This is a genomic window from Streptococcus sp. k-402 (genome assembly GCF_013277515.1).
Lineage (GTDB): Bacteria > Bacillota > Bacilli > Lactobacillales > Streptococcaceae > Streptococcus.
In genome coordinates this window covers 250,994-268,412 of the sequence record NZ_VMNB01000004.1, presented here as the reverse complement: position 1 = coordinate 268,412, position 17,419 = coordinate 250,994, and the positions used below count along the sequence as shown (strand labels likewise).

General features: G+C 39.5%; 17 protein-coding genes and 1 other annotated feature. Of the genes, 15 read left to right on the top strand and 2 right to left on the bottom strand.

What is annotated here, in order from left to right; all coding sequences use genetic code 11:
* The first annotated feature begins 295 nt into the window (after positions 1 to 295).
* From HT724_RS04085 to trpA, 9 genes are all read left to right on the top strand, one after another.
* Positions 296 to 1,291, top strand: coding sequence for a LacI family DNA-binding transcriptional regulator (locus HT724_RS04085; RefSeq protein ID WP_000410752.1), 996 nt, complete (start codon positions 296 to 298; stop codon positions 1,289 to 1,291).
* Between the two features lie 510 nt (positions 1,292 to 1,801).
* Positions 1,802 to 2,980 (top strand): tryptophan synthase subunit beta, encoded by a 1,179-nt coding sequence (gene trpB, locus HT724_RS04080; RefSeq protein ID WP_000208439.1) that lies wholly within the window; start codon positions 1,802 to 1,804, stop codon positions 2,978 to 2,980.
* Positions 2,971 to 3,202: a binding site (T-box leader), on the top strand. (Overlaps the previous gene by 10 nt.)
* Before the next feature lie 373 nt (positions 3,203 to 3,575).
* The gene (gene trpE / locus HT724_RS04075) at positions 3,576 to 4,937 is read left to right on the top strand and encodes an anthranilate synthase component I (RefSeq protein ID WP_173276498.1); all 1,362 of its coding nucleotides are present in this window, start codon (positions 3,576 to 3,578) and stop codon (positions 4,935 to 4,937) included.
* Entirely contained in the window at positions 4,934 to 5,500 is a 567-nt protein-coding gene (locus HT724_RS04070; RefSeq protein WP_042900462.1) for an aminodeoxychorismate/anthranilate synthase component II, read from the top strand. The genes trpE and HT724_RS04070 overlap by 4 nt, the downstream gene beginning before the upstream one ends.
* Positions 5,501 to 5,510: 10 nt before the next feature.
* The gene (gene trpD / locus HT724_RS04065) at positions 5,511 to 6,515 is read left to right on the top strand and encodes an anthranilate phosphoribosyltransferase (protein ID WP_173276499.1); all 1,005 of its coding nucleotides are present in this window, start codon (positions 5,511 to 5,513) and stop codon (positions 6,513 to 6,515) included.
* Positions 6,512 to 7,279 (top strand): indole-3-glycerol phosphate synthase TrpC, encoded by a 768-nt coding sequence (trpC, locus tag HT724_RS04060; RefSeq protein ID WP_173276500.1) that lies wholly within the window; start codon positions 6,512 to 6,514, stop codon positions 7,277 to 7,279. The genes trpD and trpC overlap by 4 nt, the downstream gene beginning before the upstream one ends.
* Complete coding sequence (locus tag HT724_RS04055) at positions 7,266 to 7,865, top strand: phosphoribosylanthranilate isomerase (protein ID WP_138701960.1); 600 nt, start codon at positions 7,266 to 7,268, stop codon at positions 7,863 to 7,865. The genes trpC and HT724_RS04055 overlap by 14 nt, the downstream gene beginning before the upstream one ends.
* On the top strand, positions 7,843 to 9,066 hold the full coding sequence (gene trpB / locus HT724_RS04050; protein ID WP_173276501.1) for a tryptophan synthase subunit beta: 1,224 nt from the start codon (positions 7,843 to 7,845) through the stop codon (positions 9,064 to 9,066). The genes HT724_RS04055 and trpB (HT724_RS04050) overlap by 23 nt, the downstream gene beginning before the upstream one ends.
* Positions 9,059 to 9,835, top strand: coding sequence for a tryptophan synthase subunit alpha (trpA, locus tag HT724_RS04045; protein ID WP_173276502.1), 777 nt, complete (start codon positions 9,059 to 9,061; stop codon positions 9,833 to 9,835). The genes trpB (HT724_RS04050) and trpA overlap by 8 nt, the downstream gene beginning before the upstream one ends.
* On the opposite strand, the gene HT724_RS04040 is transcribed toward trpA, so the two are convergent.
* On the bottom strand, positions 9,807 to 10,466 hold the full coding sequence (locus HT724_RS04040) for an A24 family peptidase (RefSeq protein ID WP_173276503.1): 660 nt from the start codon (positions 10,464 to 10,466) through the stop codon (positions 9,807 to 9,809). The two genes, trpA and HT724_RS04040, sit on opposite strands and share 29 nt — an antisense overlap.
* A gap of 69 nt (positions 10,467 to 10,535) precedes the next feature.
* Here HT724_RS04040 and HT724_RS04035 point away from each other — a divergent pair, with 69 nt between their 5' ends.
* Positions 10,536 to 10,991 (top strand): GNAT family N-acetyltransferase, encoded by a 456-nt coding sequence (locus HT724_RS04035; RefSeq protein ID WP_173276504.1) that lies wholly within the window; start codon positions 10,536 to 10,538, stop codon positions 10,989 to 10,991.
* Between the two features lie 122 nt (positions 10,992 to 11,113).
* Here the strand turns inward: HT724_RS04035 and HT724_RS04030 are convergent, their stop codons facing one another.
* The gene (locus HT724_RS04030; protein ID WP_173276505.1) at positions 11,114 to 12,292 is read right to left on the bottom strand and encodes an ROK family transcriptional regulator; all 1,179 of its coding nucleotides are present in this window, start codon (positions 12,290 to 12,292) and stop codon (positions 11,114 to 11,116) included.
* Positions 12,293 to 12,697: 405 nt separating this feature from the next.
* On the opposite strand from HT724_RS04030, the gene HT724_RS04025 reads away from it, so the two are divergent.
* From HT724_RS04025 to HT724_RS04005, 5 genes are all read left to right on the top strand, one after another.
* Positions 12,698 to 13,594 (top strand): PEP phosphonomutase, encoded by an 897-nt coding sequence (locus HT724_RS04025; RefSeq protein WP_050252731.1) that lies wholly within the window; start codon positions 12,698 to 12,700, stop codon positions 13,592 to 13,594.
* A gap of 14 nt (positions 13,595 to 13,608) precedes the next feature.
* On the top strand, positions 13,609 to 13,926 hold the full coding sequence (locus HT724_RS04020; protein ID WP_001151646.1) for a PTS sugar transporter subunit IIB: 318 nt from the start codon (positions 13,609 to 13,611) through the stop codon (positions 13,924 to 13,926).
* A 16-nt stretch (positions 13,927 to 13,942) separates the two neighbouring features.
* Positions 13,943 to 14,260 (top strand): PTS lactose/cellobiose transporter subunit IIA, encoded by a 318-nt coding sequence (locus HT724_RS04015; protein WP_050239156.1) that lies wholly within the window; start codon positions 13,943 to 13,945, stop codon positions 14,258 to 14,260.
* Between the two features lie 9 nt (positions 14,261 to 14,269).
* Positions 14,270 to 15,625: a PTS sugar transporter subunit IIC gene (locus tag HT724_RS04010; RefSeq protein WP_001094994.1), complete on the top strand. Its 1,356-nt coding sequence runs from the start codon at positions 14,270 to 14,272 to the stop codon at positions 15,623 to 15,625.
* Between the two features lie 322 nt (positions 15,626 to 15,947).
* Positions 15,948 to 17,417: an arylsulfatase gene (locus HT724_RS04005; RefSeq protein ID WP_173276506.1), complete on the top strand. Its 1,470-nt coding sequence runs from the start codon at positions 15,948 to 15,950 to the stop codon at positions 17,415 to 17,417.
* The last annotated feature ends 2 nt before the right edge of the window (positions 17,418 to 17,419 follow it).

Sequence of the window (17,419 nt, the reverse complement as noted above, 5' to 3'; positions counted from 1 at the left end):
ATTGAACAGATAATGAATACATTTCTAAATACAGAAGGATTTACTGAAAATGATTCCTTGGAATTTTCAGGTAGTGTATTTTCTTATACGGTGATTTGTAATGCAGTTTACAAAATAGTACAAAACAGTGAATTGAATTGTAAAATTTATGTTACTAGTACTGAAAGTTAATGTAGATTTAGTGAAGTATTTCCTCCAGATGTAAACTAGATTAAAAGATTAGAATGTAATTTTCTTGTTAAAATAATTTAAATATTGTATAGTTATAGTGAAGGTTTATGACAGGAGTATTTTAATGGAAAAAGGGAAAAAGGTAACGATATATGATATTGCACGTTTGTCTGGTTTTTCTCCAAAGACAGTTTCACGTGTAATAAATGGAGGGAATAGAGTAAAACCTGAGACTTATAATGCCATAAAAAAAGTCATCGATGAGTTATCCTATATTCCAAATGCCTATGCTCAGAATTTAACGAAGAAAGAAACCACGAATATTTTAATATCTGTGAAGAAGATTGATTCTTTTCCTTTAATCTGGTTTCAAACACTTTTAGATAAAGTTTTACAAACTTGTAGACAATTTGGAGTAAATGCTATTGTTGAATATTTTGGAGAGGAAGATTCGATTAGTAATTCAATTATTTCAAGTATTGGTAGCCTTGTAGATGGAGTGATTGTCTTTTATGAGGGGGAGAATGATATTCGAATCCAATATTTAAAGAAAAATAATATGCCTTTCATTGTCTTTGGAGAGTCTCAAACACCTGGAGTAGTTTACGTATCTAACAATAACTTTCAAGCTACTTATGATATGATGAAAGTAGTTTTGGAAAAGAATTTTAAAGATATGTGGTTACTTATGGGAGGTGAGTCTTATGTAAATAAGGATCGAGAGAGAGGAGTGAGAACTTTTTTAAAGGATAATAATTATTCTATGGATTTGAAGGTAGTTTATGGTTTAACTACAATAGAGTCAGTTTATTCCTTTGCTGTGAATGATTTGTCTTTTGGAAATTATCCAGATATTATATTTGTTTCAGGCGATGAAAAAGTTCAGGGACTAATTCGTGCGTGTTACGAAAAAGGAATAGCGATTCCGGATAATATATCCGTTGTTGGATTTGATAATATTCCAATTTCACAGTATTACACTCCTGCTTTATCTACAATTTCTCCTAATTATGTTAAATTAGCTCAAGAAATGATTGAAGGGGTATTAGCAATTATAAAGGGGGAAAGTGTCACATCTGTTGAAGTTTCTACTAAACTTGTTAGGAGACAGAGTTTCTAGTATTGTTTAATTCTTGAAAATCCTAATGGAAAAGATGGAGTGTTCTAAAGTAAGTTCTGTTTAGCATCTATTCAGTTTCTATTGAGTTGGATCCAATTTCTAACAAGTGGGACATTTTCACGTTCGATTTACTAAAGACATTATCACATTCGAATCACACATCTTTCAAAAAAATCGTAAAAAAGTCTTGACAAAGAAAAAACAAAGTATTAAAATAAGTTCAACAAATCAGAAAAGTAACTATTTTTGATCTTCAGGGAGCCTGTGGTGATTGTGAACAGGTGGTTGGAAGTAGTGAAAGTGGGCTGATTTTAAAAATGAATTTGAAACAATGAAAATTCGGTGCGCACACCTTACAGTGCAACTTGTTGTTAGACAAGGCAGAGATGTAAAGGGATAGTCCCTTTATAATTGAGGTGGCACCGCGTTACCAACGCCCTCACATGGAAGTATATTCTGTGTGTGGGCTTTTTTCATATCTTGAAATCAATACTGAAAGAGGAAAATTTTATGACAACTAAAGGTTATTTTGGACAATTTGGTGGTAGTTTTGTACCGGAGCCGATTCAGGCTTTGTTGGATGAGTTGGAAGTGACATTTGACAAGTACAAGGATGATCCAGAATTTTTGGCAGAATTTCGCCATTACTTAAAGGACTATTCAGGTCGCGAAACACCGCTCTATTTTGCGGAAAGTTTGACAGACCACCTAGGTGGCGCTAAGATTTATCTCAAGCGCGAAGACCTTAACCACCTTGGTTCTCACAAGCTCAACAATGTTTTAGGACAAATTCTTTTGGCTAAACGCATGGGTAAAAAACGAGTAATCGCAGAAACAGGAGCTGGTCAGCACGGTGTTGCGACAGCAGCGGCTGCAGCTAAGTTTGGTATGGCTTGTGATGTCTACATGGGAGCAGAGGATGTGGAACGTCAACGTCTCAATGTTTTCCGTATGGAGATGATGGGAGCAACTGTTCACGCAGTTGAAACAGGGACTCGCACCCTCAAAGATGCGGTTGATGCAGCCTTTGGAGCATGGATGAATGACCTTGAAGCCTTTTATGTTCTGGGATCTGCTGTGGGACCTCACCCATATCCAACCATTGTTCATGAGTTCCAAAAGGTCATCAGTGAAGAATCTCGCCGTCAAATCTTAGAAAAAGAAGGTCGTTTACCAGACTACGTTATTGCCTGTGTAGGTGGTGGTTCCAATGCTATTGGTGCTTTTTCTCAGTATGTGGCTGATGAAGAAGTTAAATTGGTTGGAGTCGAAGCTGCTGGTCATGGACTTGACACAGACAAGCACGCAGCTACTATGACAAAAGGTAGTATCGGAATTGTCGACGGCATGAAGACTTATGCAGTCTTTAAGGAAGATGGAGAGCTAGCTCCAGTTTACTCTATCTCAGCTGGATTGGACTATCCAGGGGTTGGCCCAGAACACGCCTACTTCAAAGATTCAGGTCGCGTGGAATATGTGGCTGCGACGGATGAAGAAGCTGTTCAGGCTCTCCTCCTTCTCAGCAAGACTGAAGGGATTATCCCAGCGATTGAAAGCTCACACGCTATCGCAGAAGCAGTTAAACGTGCACCGAAACTAAGTAAAGACGACATTATCATCATCAATGTCTCTGGTCGTGGAGACAAGGACGTAGCTGCGATTGCAGACTATCTAGAAGCTAAAAAATAATAGATGGAAAAATTACAGTCTTTTCTCTCACAGAGAGCTTGTGGTTGCTGGAAACAAGCAGAGAAAGCTGTAAGGTTGGGTCCATCTGAAACGAGAGAAGAAAACATAATTCTCAAGGGAGTGCCCTTTATCGCACAGCCTGTTACAGGAGGTTTCTGAGACAGGCATGAGAGATAGGAGAAATCCTATAATTGAGGTGGCACCGCGAATTTCGTCCTCACGCAAGTTATTTTGCGTGGGGATTTTTATATATTTACCGCAGATATTGCGATTAATTTTTTAAATATTTTCAATAAATAGGTCGTTATAGAATATTTACGAACGAAGTGAGTTTCTAAAAGCTGTTTCCCGCCATAGTGGTATCCTAGAGAAGCAAAGATGCTTCTCTAGGACGGAATTTTTGAGAGTAAAATAGTTCGGGGAACTATTTTAGCCTGAGCCTAGAAATGAATGAGCGAGGAGCTCAAAAATTAGGTCTTTCATTTCATGGTTTTCTAAAATCATCCACTGGATAATTTTACCTCCCGTCCGCACTATTTAAGGGAAATAGAAAAAGATAAAAAATTAAAAATAAGGAACTGAAAGGGAAATTACAATGGAACGAATCATTCATGGAGATGTCTTATCACCAATCTTGGCTTATATGCGCTTAAAGGGGCAACACAAGGTTATTCTAGAAAGTATTCCGAGAGACAAGGAAACAGCTCGTTTTTCTATCTTAGCCTATAATCCAGTTTTTGAGATTAAGTTTGAAAATGGAGTCCTTTATCAAAATGGTCAAGTGATTGATCGGGATCCCTTGGATTTTCTTTATGAAGTGACTCATAAGAGCCAGCACCATTCAGAGCTACCTTTTGGTGGTGGGGCAATTGGTTTTGTTGGTTACGATATGATTTCGCTTTATGAAGAAATTGGTCAAATTCCTGAAGATACAATTGGGACGCCAGACATGCATTTCTTTGTTTATGAGAGCTACATGGTCTTTGACCACAAGAAGGAAAAAATCCATGTCATCGAGGATTCTCTCTATAGTGAGCGCAGTCAAGAAGACTTGGAAAAATCCTTGAACCAAGTGCTTGAGGAATTACGCATTCCTGCTCCAAATGAATTTGAAGACTTGGATCTATCTCCGCTGGACTTCAAACCGCATATTGCTCCTCAGAAGTTTGAGGAAATGGTGGAAACCGCTCGTGACTTGATTCGTAATGGCGATATGTTCCAATGTGTACTTAGTCAACGCTTCTCAGCAGAAGTGACTGGAAATCCATTTGACTTCTACAGAAATCTTCGCGTGACCAATCCATCGAATTACCTCTATTTCTATGACTTTGGGGATTATCAAATCATCGGTGCCAGTCCAGAAAGTTTAGTTTCAGTTAAAAATGGCATCGTGACAACCAATCCGATTGCAGGGACACGACCAAGAGGTGCTACGGATGAAGAGGACAAGGCTTTGGCGACAGACTTGCTTTCGGATGAGAAGGAAACAGCAGAGCATCGAATGTTAGTAGACCTGGGTCGTAATGATATTGGTCGCATCTCTGAAACGGCCAGTGTCCAAGTCACCAAGTATATGGAAGTGGAGCTCTTCCGTTATGTCATGCATTTGACCAGTGTGGTCAAGGGGCGTTTGCTTCCAGAACTCACTGCCATGGATGCCTTGAAAGCAACACTTCCAGCTGGAACAGTGTCAGGAGCACCTAAGATTCGGGCCATGAGACGCATCTATGAACTGGAAACAGAAAAACGGGGCGTATACGCAGGAGCAATCGGCTACTTGTCTGCGACGGGTGATATGGATTTTGCCATTGCCATCAGAACCATGATTCTCAAAAATCAAACAGCCTATGTGCAGGCTGGGGCGGGGATTGTCTACGACTCTATCGCCCAAAACGAATACCAAGAAACCATTAACAAAGCTAAATCTATGACTAAAATTGGAGAACTAAGACCATGATTTTATTGATTGACAACTATGATTCTTTTACCTATAACTTGGCGCAGTATATTGGGAATTTTGCAGAAGTTCAGGTTTTGAGAAATGATGATCCCAAGCTGTATGAAGAAGCTGAAAAAGCAGATGGTCTGGTCTTTTCGCCTGGCCCAGGTTGGCCAGTTGATGCTGGAAAGATGGAAGACATGATTCGTGATTTTGCTGGCAAGAAGCCAATTCTTGGGATTTGTTTGGGCCACCAAGCTATCGCAGAAGTCTTTGGTGGTAAGTTAGGTTTGGCTCCAAAAGTCATGCATGGGAAACAGAGCAATATCAGCTTTGAAGCACCATCTGTTTTGTATCAAGGTATCGAGGATGGCCGTGCGGTCATGCGTTATCACAGTATTTTGATTGAGGAAATGCCAGAAGAATTTGAAGTGACAGCTCGTTCGACTGATGACCAAGCTATTATGGGAATTCAACATAAAAACCTACCGATTTATGGTTTCCAGTACCATCCAGAAAGTATCGGAACGCCAGATGGTTTGTCTTCTATTCGGAATTTTATCGAGAAGGTTGTAAAGTGAGGAAACTAGGATGAAAGAGATTATTGAAAAACTAGCAAAATTTGAAAATTTATCAGGTGTGGAAATGACGGATGTCATTGAGCGTATCGTAACTGGGCGTGTAACGGAAGCGCAGATTGCTTCTCTCCTTTTGGCTCTTAAGATGAAGGGGGAAACACCTGAAGAACGCACAGCCATTGCCCAAGTCATGAGAGGACATGCCCAACACATTCCAACTGAAATTCATGATGCCATGGACAACTGTGGTACAGGTGGGGACAAGTCTTTCAGTTTTAATATTTCCACAACTGCAGCCTTTGTCTTGGCTGGTGGCGGTGTTCACATGGCCAAGCATGGTAACCGCTCGATTTCTTCTAAATCTGGTTCTGCAGATGTTCTCGAAGCCTTGGGTATCAACCTAGACCTCAAACCAGCTGAACTAGGTAAGGTCTTTGATAAAACTGGAATCGTCTTTCTCTTCGCTAAAAATATGCACCCAGCTATGAAATACATCATGCCAGCTCGTTTGGAATTGGGAATTCCAACGATTATGAACTTGACTGGTCCCCTGATTCATCCAATGGCTTTAGAAACACAGCTTCTTGGAATTAGTCGTCCAGAACTCCTAGAAAGTACAGCTCAGGTTTTGAAAAATATGGGTCGCAAACGTGCCATCGTGGTTGCTGGACCAGAAGGGTTGGATGAAGCTGGTTTGAATGGAACAACCAAAATTGCACTTCTTGAAAATGGCGAAATCACCTTATCAAGCTTTACTCCCGAGGATTTGGGAATGGAGCGCTACGCTATCGAAGATATTCGTGGAGGCAATGCTCAGGAAAATGGAGAAATTTTGCTCAGCGTTCTTAAAAATGAACCAAGTCCATTCTTGGAAACGACAGTTTTAAATGCAGGTCTTGGTTTCTATGCTAATGGTAAGGTAGTTAGTATCAAGGATGGAGTTGCCTTAGCTCGTCAAGTGATTGCTAGTGGCAAGGCCCTTGAAAAACTCAGACTGTTACAGGAGTACCAAAAATGAGTCAGGAATTTTTAGCACGAATTTTGGAGCAGAAGGCGCGTGAGGTTGAGCAGATGGAGCTGGAGGAAATCCAGTCCCTGCGCCAGACCTATCGCTTGGCAGAATTTTTGAAGAATCATCAGGACCGCTTGCAAGTAATCGCAGAAGTCAAGAAGGCTAGCCCTAGTCTGGGAGATATCAATCTCGATGTGGATATTGTGCAACAGGCCCAGACTTATGAAGCAAATGGTGCAGCGATGATTTCGGTTTTGACAGATGAGGTTTTCTTTAAAGGGCATCTGGATTATCTACGGGAGATTTCCAGTCAGGTACAGATTCCGACGCTTAACAAGGACTTTATTATCGATGAAAAGCAAATTATCTGCGCTCGCAATGCAGGTGCGACAGTCATCTTGCTCATCGTGGCAGCCTTGTCCGAAGAACGCCTCAAGGAACTGTATGACTACGCGACAGAGCTTGGTCTGGAAGTTTTAGTGGAAACTCACAATCTAGCTGAACTAGAAGTGGCTCACAGACTTGGTGCCCAGATTATCGGGGTCAATAACCGCAACTTGACCACCTTTGAAGTTGACTTGCAGACCAGTGTAGATTTGGCTAAACATTTCAAAGATGATTGCTTCTACATTTCCGAATCTGCTATTTTCACAGGGCAGGATGCGGAACGAGTAGCGCCATACTTTAACGGAATTTTAGTAGGGACAGCTCTCATGCAGGCAGAAGATGTAGCCCAGAGAATCAAGGAGTTGCAGATTGACAAAGGTTAAGATTTGTGGACTATCGACCAAAGAAGCGGTGGAAACAGCCGTATCAGCAAGGGCAGACTACATCGGTTTTGTCTTTGCACCTAGTAAAAGACAGGTGACCTTGGATCAGGCTGCTGAGCTGGCAAAGCTTATTCCTGCAGATGTCAAAAAGGTTGGTGTATTTGTTTCACCAAGTCGGGCAGAACTGCTAGAAGCGATTGACAAAGTTGGCTTGGACTTGGTTCAAGTTCACGGTCAGGTGGCAGATTATTTATTTGAGAATTTGCCTTGTGCCAGCATTCAAGCTGTGCAAGTGGATGGAGAGGGGCATGTACCCAATTCTCAGGCAGACTATCTACTCTTTGATGCCCCTGTGGCTGGGAGTGGCCAGACCTTTGACTGGGGCCAACTGGATACGACTGGACTAGCTCAGCCATTTTTCATCGCAGGTGGGCTTAATGAAGACAATGTCGTAAAAGCAATTCAACACTTTACTCCCTATGCAGTAGATGTATCAAGTGGAGTGGAGACAGACGGACAAAAAGATCATGAAAAGATTAGAAGATTTATAGAGAGGGTAAAGAATGGCATATCAAGAACCAAATAAAGATGGATTTTACGGAAAATTCGGCGGACGTTTCGTCCCAGAAACATTGATGACAGCAGTTTTGGAGTTGGAGAAGGCCTACCGTGAAAGTCAGGCAGACCCAAGTTTCCAAGAGGAATTAAACCAACTTTTGCGCCAGTATGTGGGACGTGAAACTCCTCTTTACTACGCAAAAAACTTGACCCAGCATATCGGCGGAGCCAAGATTTATCTCAAACGTGAAGACCTTAACCATACAGGGGCCCACAAGATTAACAATGCCTTGGGACAAGTTCTTCTGGCTAAACGCATGGGTAAAAAGAAAATTATTGCTGAAACAGGTGCTGGTCAGCACGGTGTGGCAACTGCAACTGCTGCAGCCCTCTTTAACATGGAATGTACTATCTACATGGGTGAGGAAGATGTCAAACGCCAAGCCCTCAATGTCTTCCGTATGGAGCTTTTGGGAGCCAAGGTTGAGGCAGTGACAGACGGTTCGCGCGTGCTCAAGGATGCGGTCAATGCAGCTCTTCGTTCATGGGTGGCTAATATCGATGATACCCACTATATCCTTGGTTCTGCCTTGGGGCCTCATCCTTTCCCAGAAATCGTTCGTGACTTCCAAAGTGTCATTGGTCGAGAAGCTAAACAACAGTACCGTGACTTGACAGGTCAAGATCTGCCAGATGCCCTAGTAGCCTGTGTTGGTGGTGGTTCTAATGCTATCGGGCTCTTCCATCCATTTGTGGAAGATGAGTCTGTAGCTATGTATGGAGCTGAAGCAGCAGGATTTGGTGTGGATACAGAACACCACGCAGCTACCTTGACCAAGGGTCGTCCTGGTATCCTTCACGGTTCTCTCATGGATGTGCTCCAAGATGCCCATGGTCAAATTCTTGAAGCCTTCTCTATCTCAGCAGGTTTGGACTATCCTGGTATCGGTCCAGAACATTCTCACTACCACGATATTAAACGTGCCAGCTATGTCCCTGTGACAGACGAAGAAGCCTTGGAAGGATTCCAACTCTTGTCTCGCGTAGAAGGGATTATCCCAGCCTTGGAATCTAGCCATGCTATCGCCTTTGCGATGAAATTGGCCAAAGAGCTTGGACCAGACAAATCCATGATAGTCTGTCTATCAGGTCGTGGGGACAAGGATGTGGTTCAAGTCAAAGACCGCTTGGAAGCAGATGCAGCAAAGAAGGGAGAAGCTCATGCCTAAGACACTAACAGAAAAATTGAATGCTATAAAAGCAGCTGGAAAAGGAATTTTTGTTCCCTATATCATGGCTGGAGACCATGAGAAAGGTTTGGATGGACTCGGAGAAACAATCCACTTTTTAGAAGATTTGGGTGTCTCTGCAATTGAAGTGGGCATTCCCTTTTCAGACCCTGTTGCAGATGGACCTGTTATCGAAGAAGCTGGCTTGCGCAGTCTAGCTCACAGAACTTCTACCCAGGCTTTGGTTGAAACCTTGAAAACCATTGAAACAGAAGTACCACTTGTCATCATGACCTACTTTAACCCCCTCTTTCAGTACGGTGTGGAGAATTTTGTCAAAGATTTGGCAGATACAGCGGTTAAGGGCTTGATTATCCCAGACCTGCCTCATGAACATGCCAACTTTGTAGAGCCATTTTTGGTGGGTACAGATATAGCTTTGATTCCCCTAGTTAGTTTGACAACAGGAATTGAGCGCCAGAAAGAGTTGATTGAAGGGGCAGAAGGATTTGTCTATGCGGTTGCCATCAATGGGGTGACAGGGAAATCAGGCAATTACCGCGCAGATTTGGACAAGCACTTGGCACAATTGCATCAAGTGGCCGATATCCCAGTCTTGACAGGTTTTGGCGTATCTAGTCAAGCCGATGTAGAACGCTTCAATGCGGTGTCAGATGGCGTTATCGTCGGTTCAAAAATCGTAAAAGCTCTCCATCAAGGAGAGCCGATTCAGGACTTTATCAAACAAGCAGTAGCTTACCAAAAATAATCACGCAAGCAGCAAGAAAGAGGAAAGGCACAAAAGGAAGTCTTTCCTTTTTCTTTTGCAGGAGAAAGGCTAGAATCCCTGTAGCAGAAGCAAACTGAATCAAGATGAGTAATTCTGTTGCGCTAAAGACGATAGCACAAGAAGCTAAAAAGAGAAAATCCCCTGCACCCATGCGGATATCGATAAAATGAGCCACAATTCCAAGAGCAAGGAAGAAGACCATGACTAGATTCCAGCCAGAGGAAGCCATGAGGATTAGGTGGAAAGTCATCCAGACCAGTAAGGGATATTCCTGATGGCGAAAGTCGTAGATGCCCAAGGTCAAACCAGTAGTGATTAGAATGACTTGTCCCAAGGAAAGTAATCCCCAATAGTAAAGCAGAAAAATGAGCCCTAAGACTAATTCAAAGAGTGCATACCAGATAGGATAAGTAGCCTTGCAGTAGCGACAGCAAAAGTGATTAAAAACCTGTGAGAGAATCGGAATCAAATCTAAGGGATGCAAGCGAGTCTGACAGGAATCGCAGTGACTAGCAGGTTGGATAATGGATTGCTCAGGAAAACGGTCAATGACCAAACCAAGAAAGGAAGCGAGAATGCTCCCGACAAGAAAAAAATAAAAATCAATCATACTTATCTATTCGTAAAAAATAGGAGAAGTAGTATAATGGAGAAATATAGATAAGATGGTGAGGAAAAGATGACAATTCGTTTTGAAGAAAAGGTGAGTATAGAAAACGCTCAACGCGTATGTCAATGGTCCAATTCCCTTGGCAAAGTCTTTCAAGAACAATGGATGGGACCAATGATTTCTTTTCCCTTGACAATTCAAGTCTTGCAAGATTTGGAAGGAATCTTTTCAATCTTTGATGGACAAGAGTTTGTCGGGCTTATCCAGAAAATCAGGCTAGAAGACAGTAATCTTCATATTGGAAGATTTTTTATCAACCCCCAGAAACAGGGGCAAGGCTTAGGTAGTCAGGCTTTAAAGAAATTTGTTAGTTTGGCCTTTGCAAATGAAGATATAGATAGTATTTCTCTAAATGTCTTCGAGGCAAATCAAAGAGCTCAAAATCTTTACCAAAAAGAAGGATTTGAAATCGTTCAAATGATTGAAGCACCTGAACGAAAATACATCATGAAAAAGGGGAGATAGGAGTTTAATTACAAATATAAAGAAAGCGAACAAAACAGAATTCTGATTTTCAGAAAACAGGTTTGTTCGCTTTTTATGATATACTCCCTCTTTTTAACCTATTTATTAAATGTAATAGAAAATTAGGAATGTAGAATTGTATGATACAAACAAAGTGCAATAGCTGAGTGTGCAGCTGTAAAATCATTATAAGGTTCAATAATGACTTCAGGTAGGCGATTATAGAGCAATTTGGGTTTGTAGTTCATTTCACTATATAGTTTTTGGATGATGTGTTGATTTGTTAGTAAAGGACTATGTAGGTAGATTTTTTGAGAGTCAATCATCATACTGATATTTAAAATGGTTTGACTAAGATAGAGTAAGGCTTGATGGATAAGTGTGATTATTCCAGTGTCACCTAATTGATAAGCGGTTAAAATAACTTGGATATCAATATCATCGGCATTTTTGACTAAACTAGGAAGTAGAGAATAGGGAGATTGATGGTATAGAATTTTTGATTTTTTGATTAACCAAGATTCTCCAGCAAAAGTTTGTAAGCACCCCTTACGTCCACAACCACATTCTTCTCCCTCAGATGAAACCACTGTATGCCCTATTTCTCCAATCATTAGATTTCCTTTCCCATAAATGTTCCCGTCGTAGATATAAGAACAGTGCATACCTCTAGCAAAATGAAAATAAGCAAAATTAGAGTCATTCTGTTGGCGACTAAATAGGCGTTTACCTATAGCCATACAGTTAACATTGTTAGAGAAAAACAAAGGCTTATCAAAGTGAGATTGAATCATTTCTAAGTCGATATGTTGCCATAAAGGATTGTTTGTTGTTATTTTATAATCATCTAAATAGCGACCAGGTAGCGCGATTCCAATTGCTTCTATTTCATAATCAGAGCAGTTATTTAAGAATTGCTTTAGTGTCTGGCTAATAAGTTGATTTCCCTTTTCTTGGATTAACTGTTTAGTGACAATTTCTTTCTCTTCTTTTAAGATATTTCCTAGATTATCTCCTAAAGAAAAAGTAAAGTGTTTTTCAGATAGTTCACAACCGATGTAGTAAAATCGTTTAGCTTGAATATCTAGCAGGATTTTTTTTCTTCCTACACTTGTATCGTGTTCGTCTTCACCAAGTTCTAAGAGAATGTTTTCTTTAATCAGGTCATTTGTGATACTGCTAGTTGTTGCAGGTGTTATTCCTGTTTTGGTAGCAATTTCAATTCGTGAAATGGGTCCTAATGTGTAAACTGTCTCCAGTATTTTAGCTCTTAGTTGTAATTGTTTCTTAGATAAGGTCATATTAGTTTTCTTCCTAGTTGTCAGATTTTTAAAATCCTATGATTTTTTGCTATGGATAAATGTAGATGTTAATCTTTTTAAACTTTTCATTACTTACTGGTCTCTTTTTATTATATATTGATAATAAAAAATAATCAAATATTTACACAAATCCTTGACAAGGCTTTCTTATAGTTGTAAAATATAAATAACAAAAGATAATCAAATAACAACTTGACGTCAAAAAATAAAGCTAATTGATAACTTTTGATAATAAAATATATTTAAGAGGAAGTGCAACGGAAAATAATGGAAAGTAATTCACAAGATAGAAAATAGAGTAGTATGTGATGATAGGGGTTCTTGCTAACAATGATATAGAGCCTAGTTGTTACGAAAATATTTCAATCAGTTGGAGGATTGAGAATGAAACGTTTAATTAGTGCAAATCCATCTGAGATATTAGAGATGAATGCTGAAGAATTAAAACAAAGTATTTTAGCAAGTGAAGGTAGAGTTGTTCTATCTGAAAATGTAGCCACTCGTGAGACATTTGTTGGAGATATCACTAATTCTGAAATTGCTAGAGCTTTTGGAGCTGACATGATTTTATTGAATTGTGTTGATGTTTTTGAGCCTAAAATTTATGCTTTGGATAGTTCAGGTGATGATGTTATTCATCGCTTACACCAGCTCGTTGCTTGCCCAATTGGTGTAAATTTGGAACCGATTGACCCATCTGCAAAGATGCTAGAGGAAACACAGGAAATTGTTGCAGGTCGTGTTGCAAACAGAGATACCTTTAAGAGGATTGAAGAACTTGGGTTTGATTTTGTTTGTCTGACTGGAAATCCTGGAACAGGAGTTAGCAATCAAGAGATTATCAAAGCAGTTCAATCTGCTAAAGAGAATTTCTCAGGTTTGATTATAGCTGGTAAAATGCACGGCGCTGGTGTGAAGGAACCTGTCGCGGATATTTCCGTTGCGGAGCAGTTGCTTGAAGCAGGTGCAGATGTGATTTTGGTTCCAGCTGTTGGGACAGTTCCTTCTTTTAACGATGAAGAATTACGCGCAGTGGTAGATTTAGTTCACAGTAAAGGTGGTCTCGTATTGAGTGCTATTGGTACTAGCCAAGAAACATCTGATACGGAGACAATTAGGGAAATAGCGCTGAGAAATAAAATTTGTGGAGTTGATATTCAACATATAGGTGACGCAGGATATGGGGGACTGGCAACAGTCGATAATATTTATGCCTTGAGCAAGGCAATTAGAGGAGTGAGACATACAGTATCTCGCTTGGCTAGGTCAGTAAATAGGTGATAAAGGAGTAAGCTATGGCTAAAGTGACAATTATGTTAGCATGTGCAGCAGGTATGAGTACAAGTCTGCTAGTGACAAAGATGCAAAAGGCAGCAGAAGATAAGGGGTTGGATGCAGAAATTTTTGCAGTTCCAGCTCCTGAAGCAGAAGAAATTGTAGCAACAAAAGAAGTAAATGTGTTGCTTTTAGGCCCTCAAGTTCGCTATTTACTAGGGGACTTTCAAGAAAAACTAAAAGATAGACAGATTCCTGTGGCGGTTATTCCGATGACAGATTACGGAATGATGAATGGTTCTAAGGTCTTAGATTTAGCTGAAAGTTTATTAGACTAAGATTGAGGAGAATGCTATGAATGAAAGTAATTTAGAATCTGTAATGGGGTTAATTATGTATGGTGGGGAAGCCAAAAGTAATGCTATGGAGGCTATTCAGGCAGCAAAAAAAGGTGATTTCTCAAAAGCCAATCAAAGATTAGCTGATGCGAATGCTGCCTTATTACAGGCGCATAAAGCTCAAACAGAAATGTTGACAAGAGAGGCACAGGGGGAAGAAACTTCAATTAGCCTCTTGATGGTACACGCGCAAGATCATTTAATGACGAGTCTGACCTTTGTTGACTTAGCAAAAGAAGTGGTAGAAGTGTACAAACGATTTGAAAAAAATTAGGAGTTTGGTATGAATACAATGTTGGATAAAATGCAAGAAAAACTTTCTCCAATTGCAATGAAAGTTGGGAATCAGAAGTTTTTAGTTGCTTTACGTGATTCATTTGTGGGGACTATGCCTGTTATTATGACAGGTTCCATTGCTTTGTTATTAAATGCTTTTCTAGTGGATTTACCACAACAATTTCACCTAGAAAGTATTACGAAAACCTTTCAGTGGCTTGTTGACATCAATAATTTGGTATTCAAGGGAAGTATACCAATTGTTTCCTTGTTGTTCATCTATTGCTTGGGAGTGAATATCGCTAAGATTTACAAGGTTGATACAGTTTCTGCTGGTTTGGTATCACTTGCCTCGTTTGTCATTTCGATTGGAAGTACAGTTACAAAGAGTTTCCCTTTGGCAAATGTAGGAGATGTGAAATTAGATCAAATCTTACAAGGAATTGATAATCTAGCATTTGATGGTAAAAATCTGATGGTAACTATTGGGAATGTGATTCCAGGAAACCATATCAATGCCAGAGGCTACTTTACAGCCATGATGATTGGATTTTTAGCCTCTATTATTTTCTGTAAAGTAATGAAAAAGAACTGGGTAATCAAGTTACCAGATTCAGTTCCCCCTGCGATTGCTAAGCCGTTCACTTCTATCATTCCAGGATTTATGGCGATGTATATAGTAGCCATCTTGACTTATGTTTTCCATTTACTTAGCAATGACTTATTGATTGATTGGGTTTACAAGGTGTTACAAACGCCATTACTAGGTTTGTCTCAAAGTTTCTTTGCAGTTATTCTGATGATCTTTTTGAATAAGTTATTCTGGTTTTTTGGTCTCCATGGAGGAAATGTATTGGCTCCCATCATGGAAGGGCTATTTGGAGTTGCTATGTTAGCGAACTTGGATGCTTTCCAAAAAGGTGAACCGATTCCTTATATATGGACAAGTGGATCTTTTGGGGCGTTTGTCTGGTTTGGAGGATTAGGATTAGTACTTGCTATTTTAATTTTTTCAAGAAACAGTCATTATCGAAAAGTTGCCAAACTTGGTCTAGCACCAGTTCTGTTTAATATTGGTGAACCGGTCAATTATGGTTTACCAGTTGTCTTGAATCCTTTGCTATTTATACCATTTGTACTTAGCCCAGTTTTCATGGCAACGGTAGCTTACTGGGCAACAAGCTGGGGTCTTGTTTCACCTGTTACGCAAAATGTTACTTGGGTAATGCCACCAATTTTATATGGTTTCTTCTCTACAGCATTTGATTGGCGTGCTATCATCTTATCAGTTGTTTGTTTGATTATTAGTGTCTTGACTTATTTCCCATTTGTGAAAATGGCAGATAAAACTGAATTGAGTTAATGGTCTTACTTGCGTTTTTTGTGATAAAATAGAAATAGATTACGTGTAAGATGAGTTAGGTGTAGGATTTCTTATCTCCACTAAAATTGTTATTAGACAAAGGTTTATAGTCTGTTGAAGTTAGAATAGTACACTGTAACTTCTAAAACAGTGCTAGAAAATGATTTGAATTTCCTAATCGATTTAGTTATATTTTAGTTCATTTTTCTATAAAACATAACAAGAATGTTATTGCTTTATATAGAGAGATTGATATAGAAAGGGGTGCAGTAAAGATAGATATCTTCTTGTGCCTCTTTTGCCATATTAGAAAGGAGATTTTATGGTTCAGACAAAACAGCCAAATATTATTTTGATTGTTGTAGATCAAATGAGAGCAGACGCCTTATCCTTGAATAGTAAGGATAAGCTAGTTAGCACTCCAACATTAGATATGATGGCTAGTGTAGGTTATAATTTTGAAAATGCCTATTCTCCAGTTCCTTCTTGCGTTCCTGCTAGGGCAGCTTTATTGACTGGTTTAGATCAAGATAAAAGTGGACGTGTTGGTTATCAAGATGAAGTGCCTTGGAATTTTACTAATACTCTTCCAAAAGTCTTTAAAGACATGGGATATCAGACAGAATGTATTGGTAAGATGCATGTTTTTCCTTCCAGACAGAGACTTGGGTTTGATCATGTCTTGCTTCACGATGGGTATCTACATGTTGATAGAAAGTATGACAAGGCTTATGGAAGTCAATTTGATTATGCTAGTGACTATCTAGCCTTTTTAAAGGGTAAAGTTGGTTATGATGTTGATTTGATTGATGACGGAATGGATTGTAATTCTTGGGAAGCTAGACCTTGGGATAAAGATGAGAAGTTACATCCAACAAACTGGGTTGTGAGTGAGTCCATTTCATTTTTACAAAGAAGAGATCCAACGGTTCCTTTCTTTCTCAAAATGTCTTTTGAAAAACCACATGCTCCATTAAATCCCCCAAAATACTATTTTGATATGTATATGGAACGCTTGCCTCAATTTCTCGATTTGCATATCGGGAATTGGGAAGTATTAGAAAAGCAAATTCCGTCTATTTATGCTTTAAGAGGGAAATTAAAGGAAGATGATCAAAGAAGAATGGTTGCTGCTTATTTTGGATTGATTACTCATATAGACCATCAAATTAGTCGCTTTTTGACTGCCCTAAAAGAATTTCGTCATGATAAAGATACGATTATCTGGTTCGTTTCGGATCATGGGGATCAGCTTGGTGAACATTATCTGTTTAGAAAGGGATATCCTTATCAAGGAAGTATCCACATTCCTTCGTTCATTTACGATCCGGCTGGATTGATAGCTGGTAATAGGGGAACAATCAAGCAATTAGTGAAAATCCAAGATATTTTTCCTTCACTCGTGGATTTGGCAGGAGGAACTACTACAGATGAACTAGATGGACAGAGTGTTAAGAATTTATTATTTGGACAGTACGAGGGATGGCGAACAGAATTTCATGGTGAACATGCTTTAGGAAAAGATTCTAGTCAATATATCTTGACAGACCAGTGGAAATTTATCTGGTTTCCTGTTTTAAATCATTATCAGTTATTTGATATGAAAAAAGATCCGCATGAAATGAATGATTTGTATCCAAGTGAAAAATACCAACCTATTGTTCGTCAGATGAAGAAAAAATTAGTAGACTTTCTTAGATATAGAGAAGAAGGTTTTGTTGTGGATGAAGAGTTAGTTCCTGTTGAACTGTCTAAAATAACACCCACTCTAACGAAAACGGGGGATACTTAATC

Excerpts from the sequence above, each read along its gene's own strand:
- trpB (WP_000208439.1), top strand. The coding sequence starts at position 1,802 with ATGACAACTAAAGGTTATTTTGGACAATTTGGTGGTAGTTTTGTACCG.
- trpC (WP_173276500.1), top strand. The coding sequence starts at position 6,512 with ATGAGTCAGGAATTTTTAGCACGAATTTTGGAGCAGAAGGCGCGTGAG.
- trpA (WP_173276502.1), top strand. The coding sequence starts at position 9,059 with ATGCCTAAGACACTAACAGAAAAATTGAATGCTATAAAAGCAGCTGGA.
- HT724_RS04070 (WP_042900462.1), top strand. The coding sequence starts at position 4,934 with ATGATTTTATTGATTGACAACTATGATTCTTTTACCTATAACTTGGCG.
- trpE (WP_173276498.1), top strand. The coding sequence starts at position 3,576 with ATGGAACGAATCATTCATGGAGATGTCTTATCACCAATCTTGGCTTAT.
- HT724_RS04040 (WP_173276503.1), bottom strand. The coding sequence starts at position 10,466 with ATGATTGATTTTTATTTTTTTCTTGTCGGGAGCATTCTCGCTTCCTTT.
- trpB (WP_173276501.1), top strand. The coding sequence starts at position 7,843 with ATGGCATATCAAGAACCAAATAAAGATGGATTTTACGGAAAATTCGGC.
- HT724_RS04085 (WP_000410752.1), top strand. The coding sequence starts at position 296 with ATGGAAAAAGGGAAAAAGGTAACGATATATGATATTGCACGTTTGTCT.
- trpD (WP_173276499.1), top strand. The coding sequence starts at position 5,511 with ATGAAAGAGATTATTGAAAAACTAGCAAAATTTGAAAATTTATCAGGT.
- HT724_RS04025 (WP_050252731.1), top strand. The coding sequence starts at position 12,698 with ATGAAACGTTTAATTAGTGCAAATCCATCTGAGATATTAGAGATGAAT.
- HT724_RS04005 (WP_173276506.1), top strand. The coding sequence starts at position 15,948 with ATGGTTCAGACAAAACAGCCAAATATTATTTTGATTGTTGTAGATCAA.
- HT724_RS04010 (WP_001094994.1), top strand. The coding sequence starts at position 14,270 with ATGAATACAATGTTGGATAAAATGCAAGAAAAACTTTCTCCAATTGCA.
- HT724_RS04020 (WP_001151646.1), top strand. The coding sequence starts at position 13,609 with ATGGCTAAAGTGACAATTATGTTAGCATGTGCAGCAGGTATGAGTACA.
- HT724_RS04030 (WP_173276505.1), bottom strand. The coding sequence starts at position 12,292 with ATGACCTTATCTAAGAAACAATTACAACTAAGAGCTAAAATACTGGAG.
- HT724_RS04035 (WP_173276504.1), top strand. The coding sequence starts at position 10,536 with ATGACAATTCGTTTTGAAGAAAAGGTGAGTATAGAAAACGCTCAACGC.
- HT724_RS04015 (WP_050239156.1), top strand. The coding sequence starts at position 13,943 with ATGAATGAAAGTAATTTAGAATCTGTAATGGGGTTAATTATGTATGGT.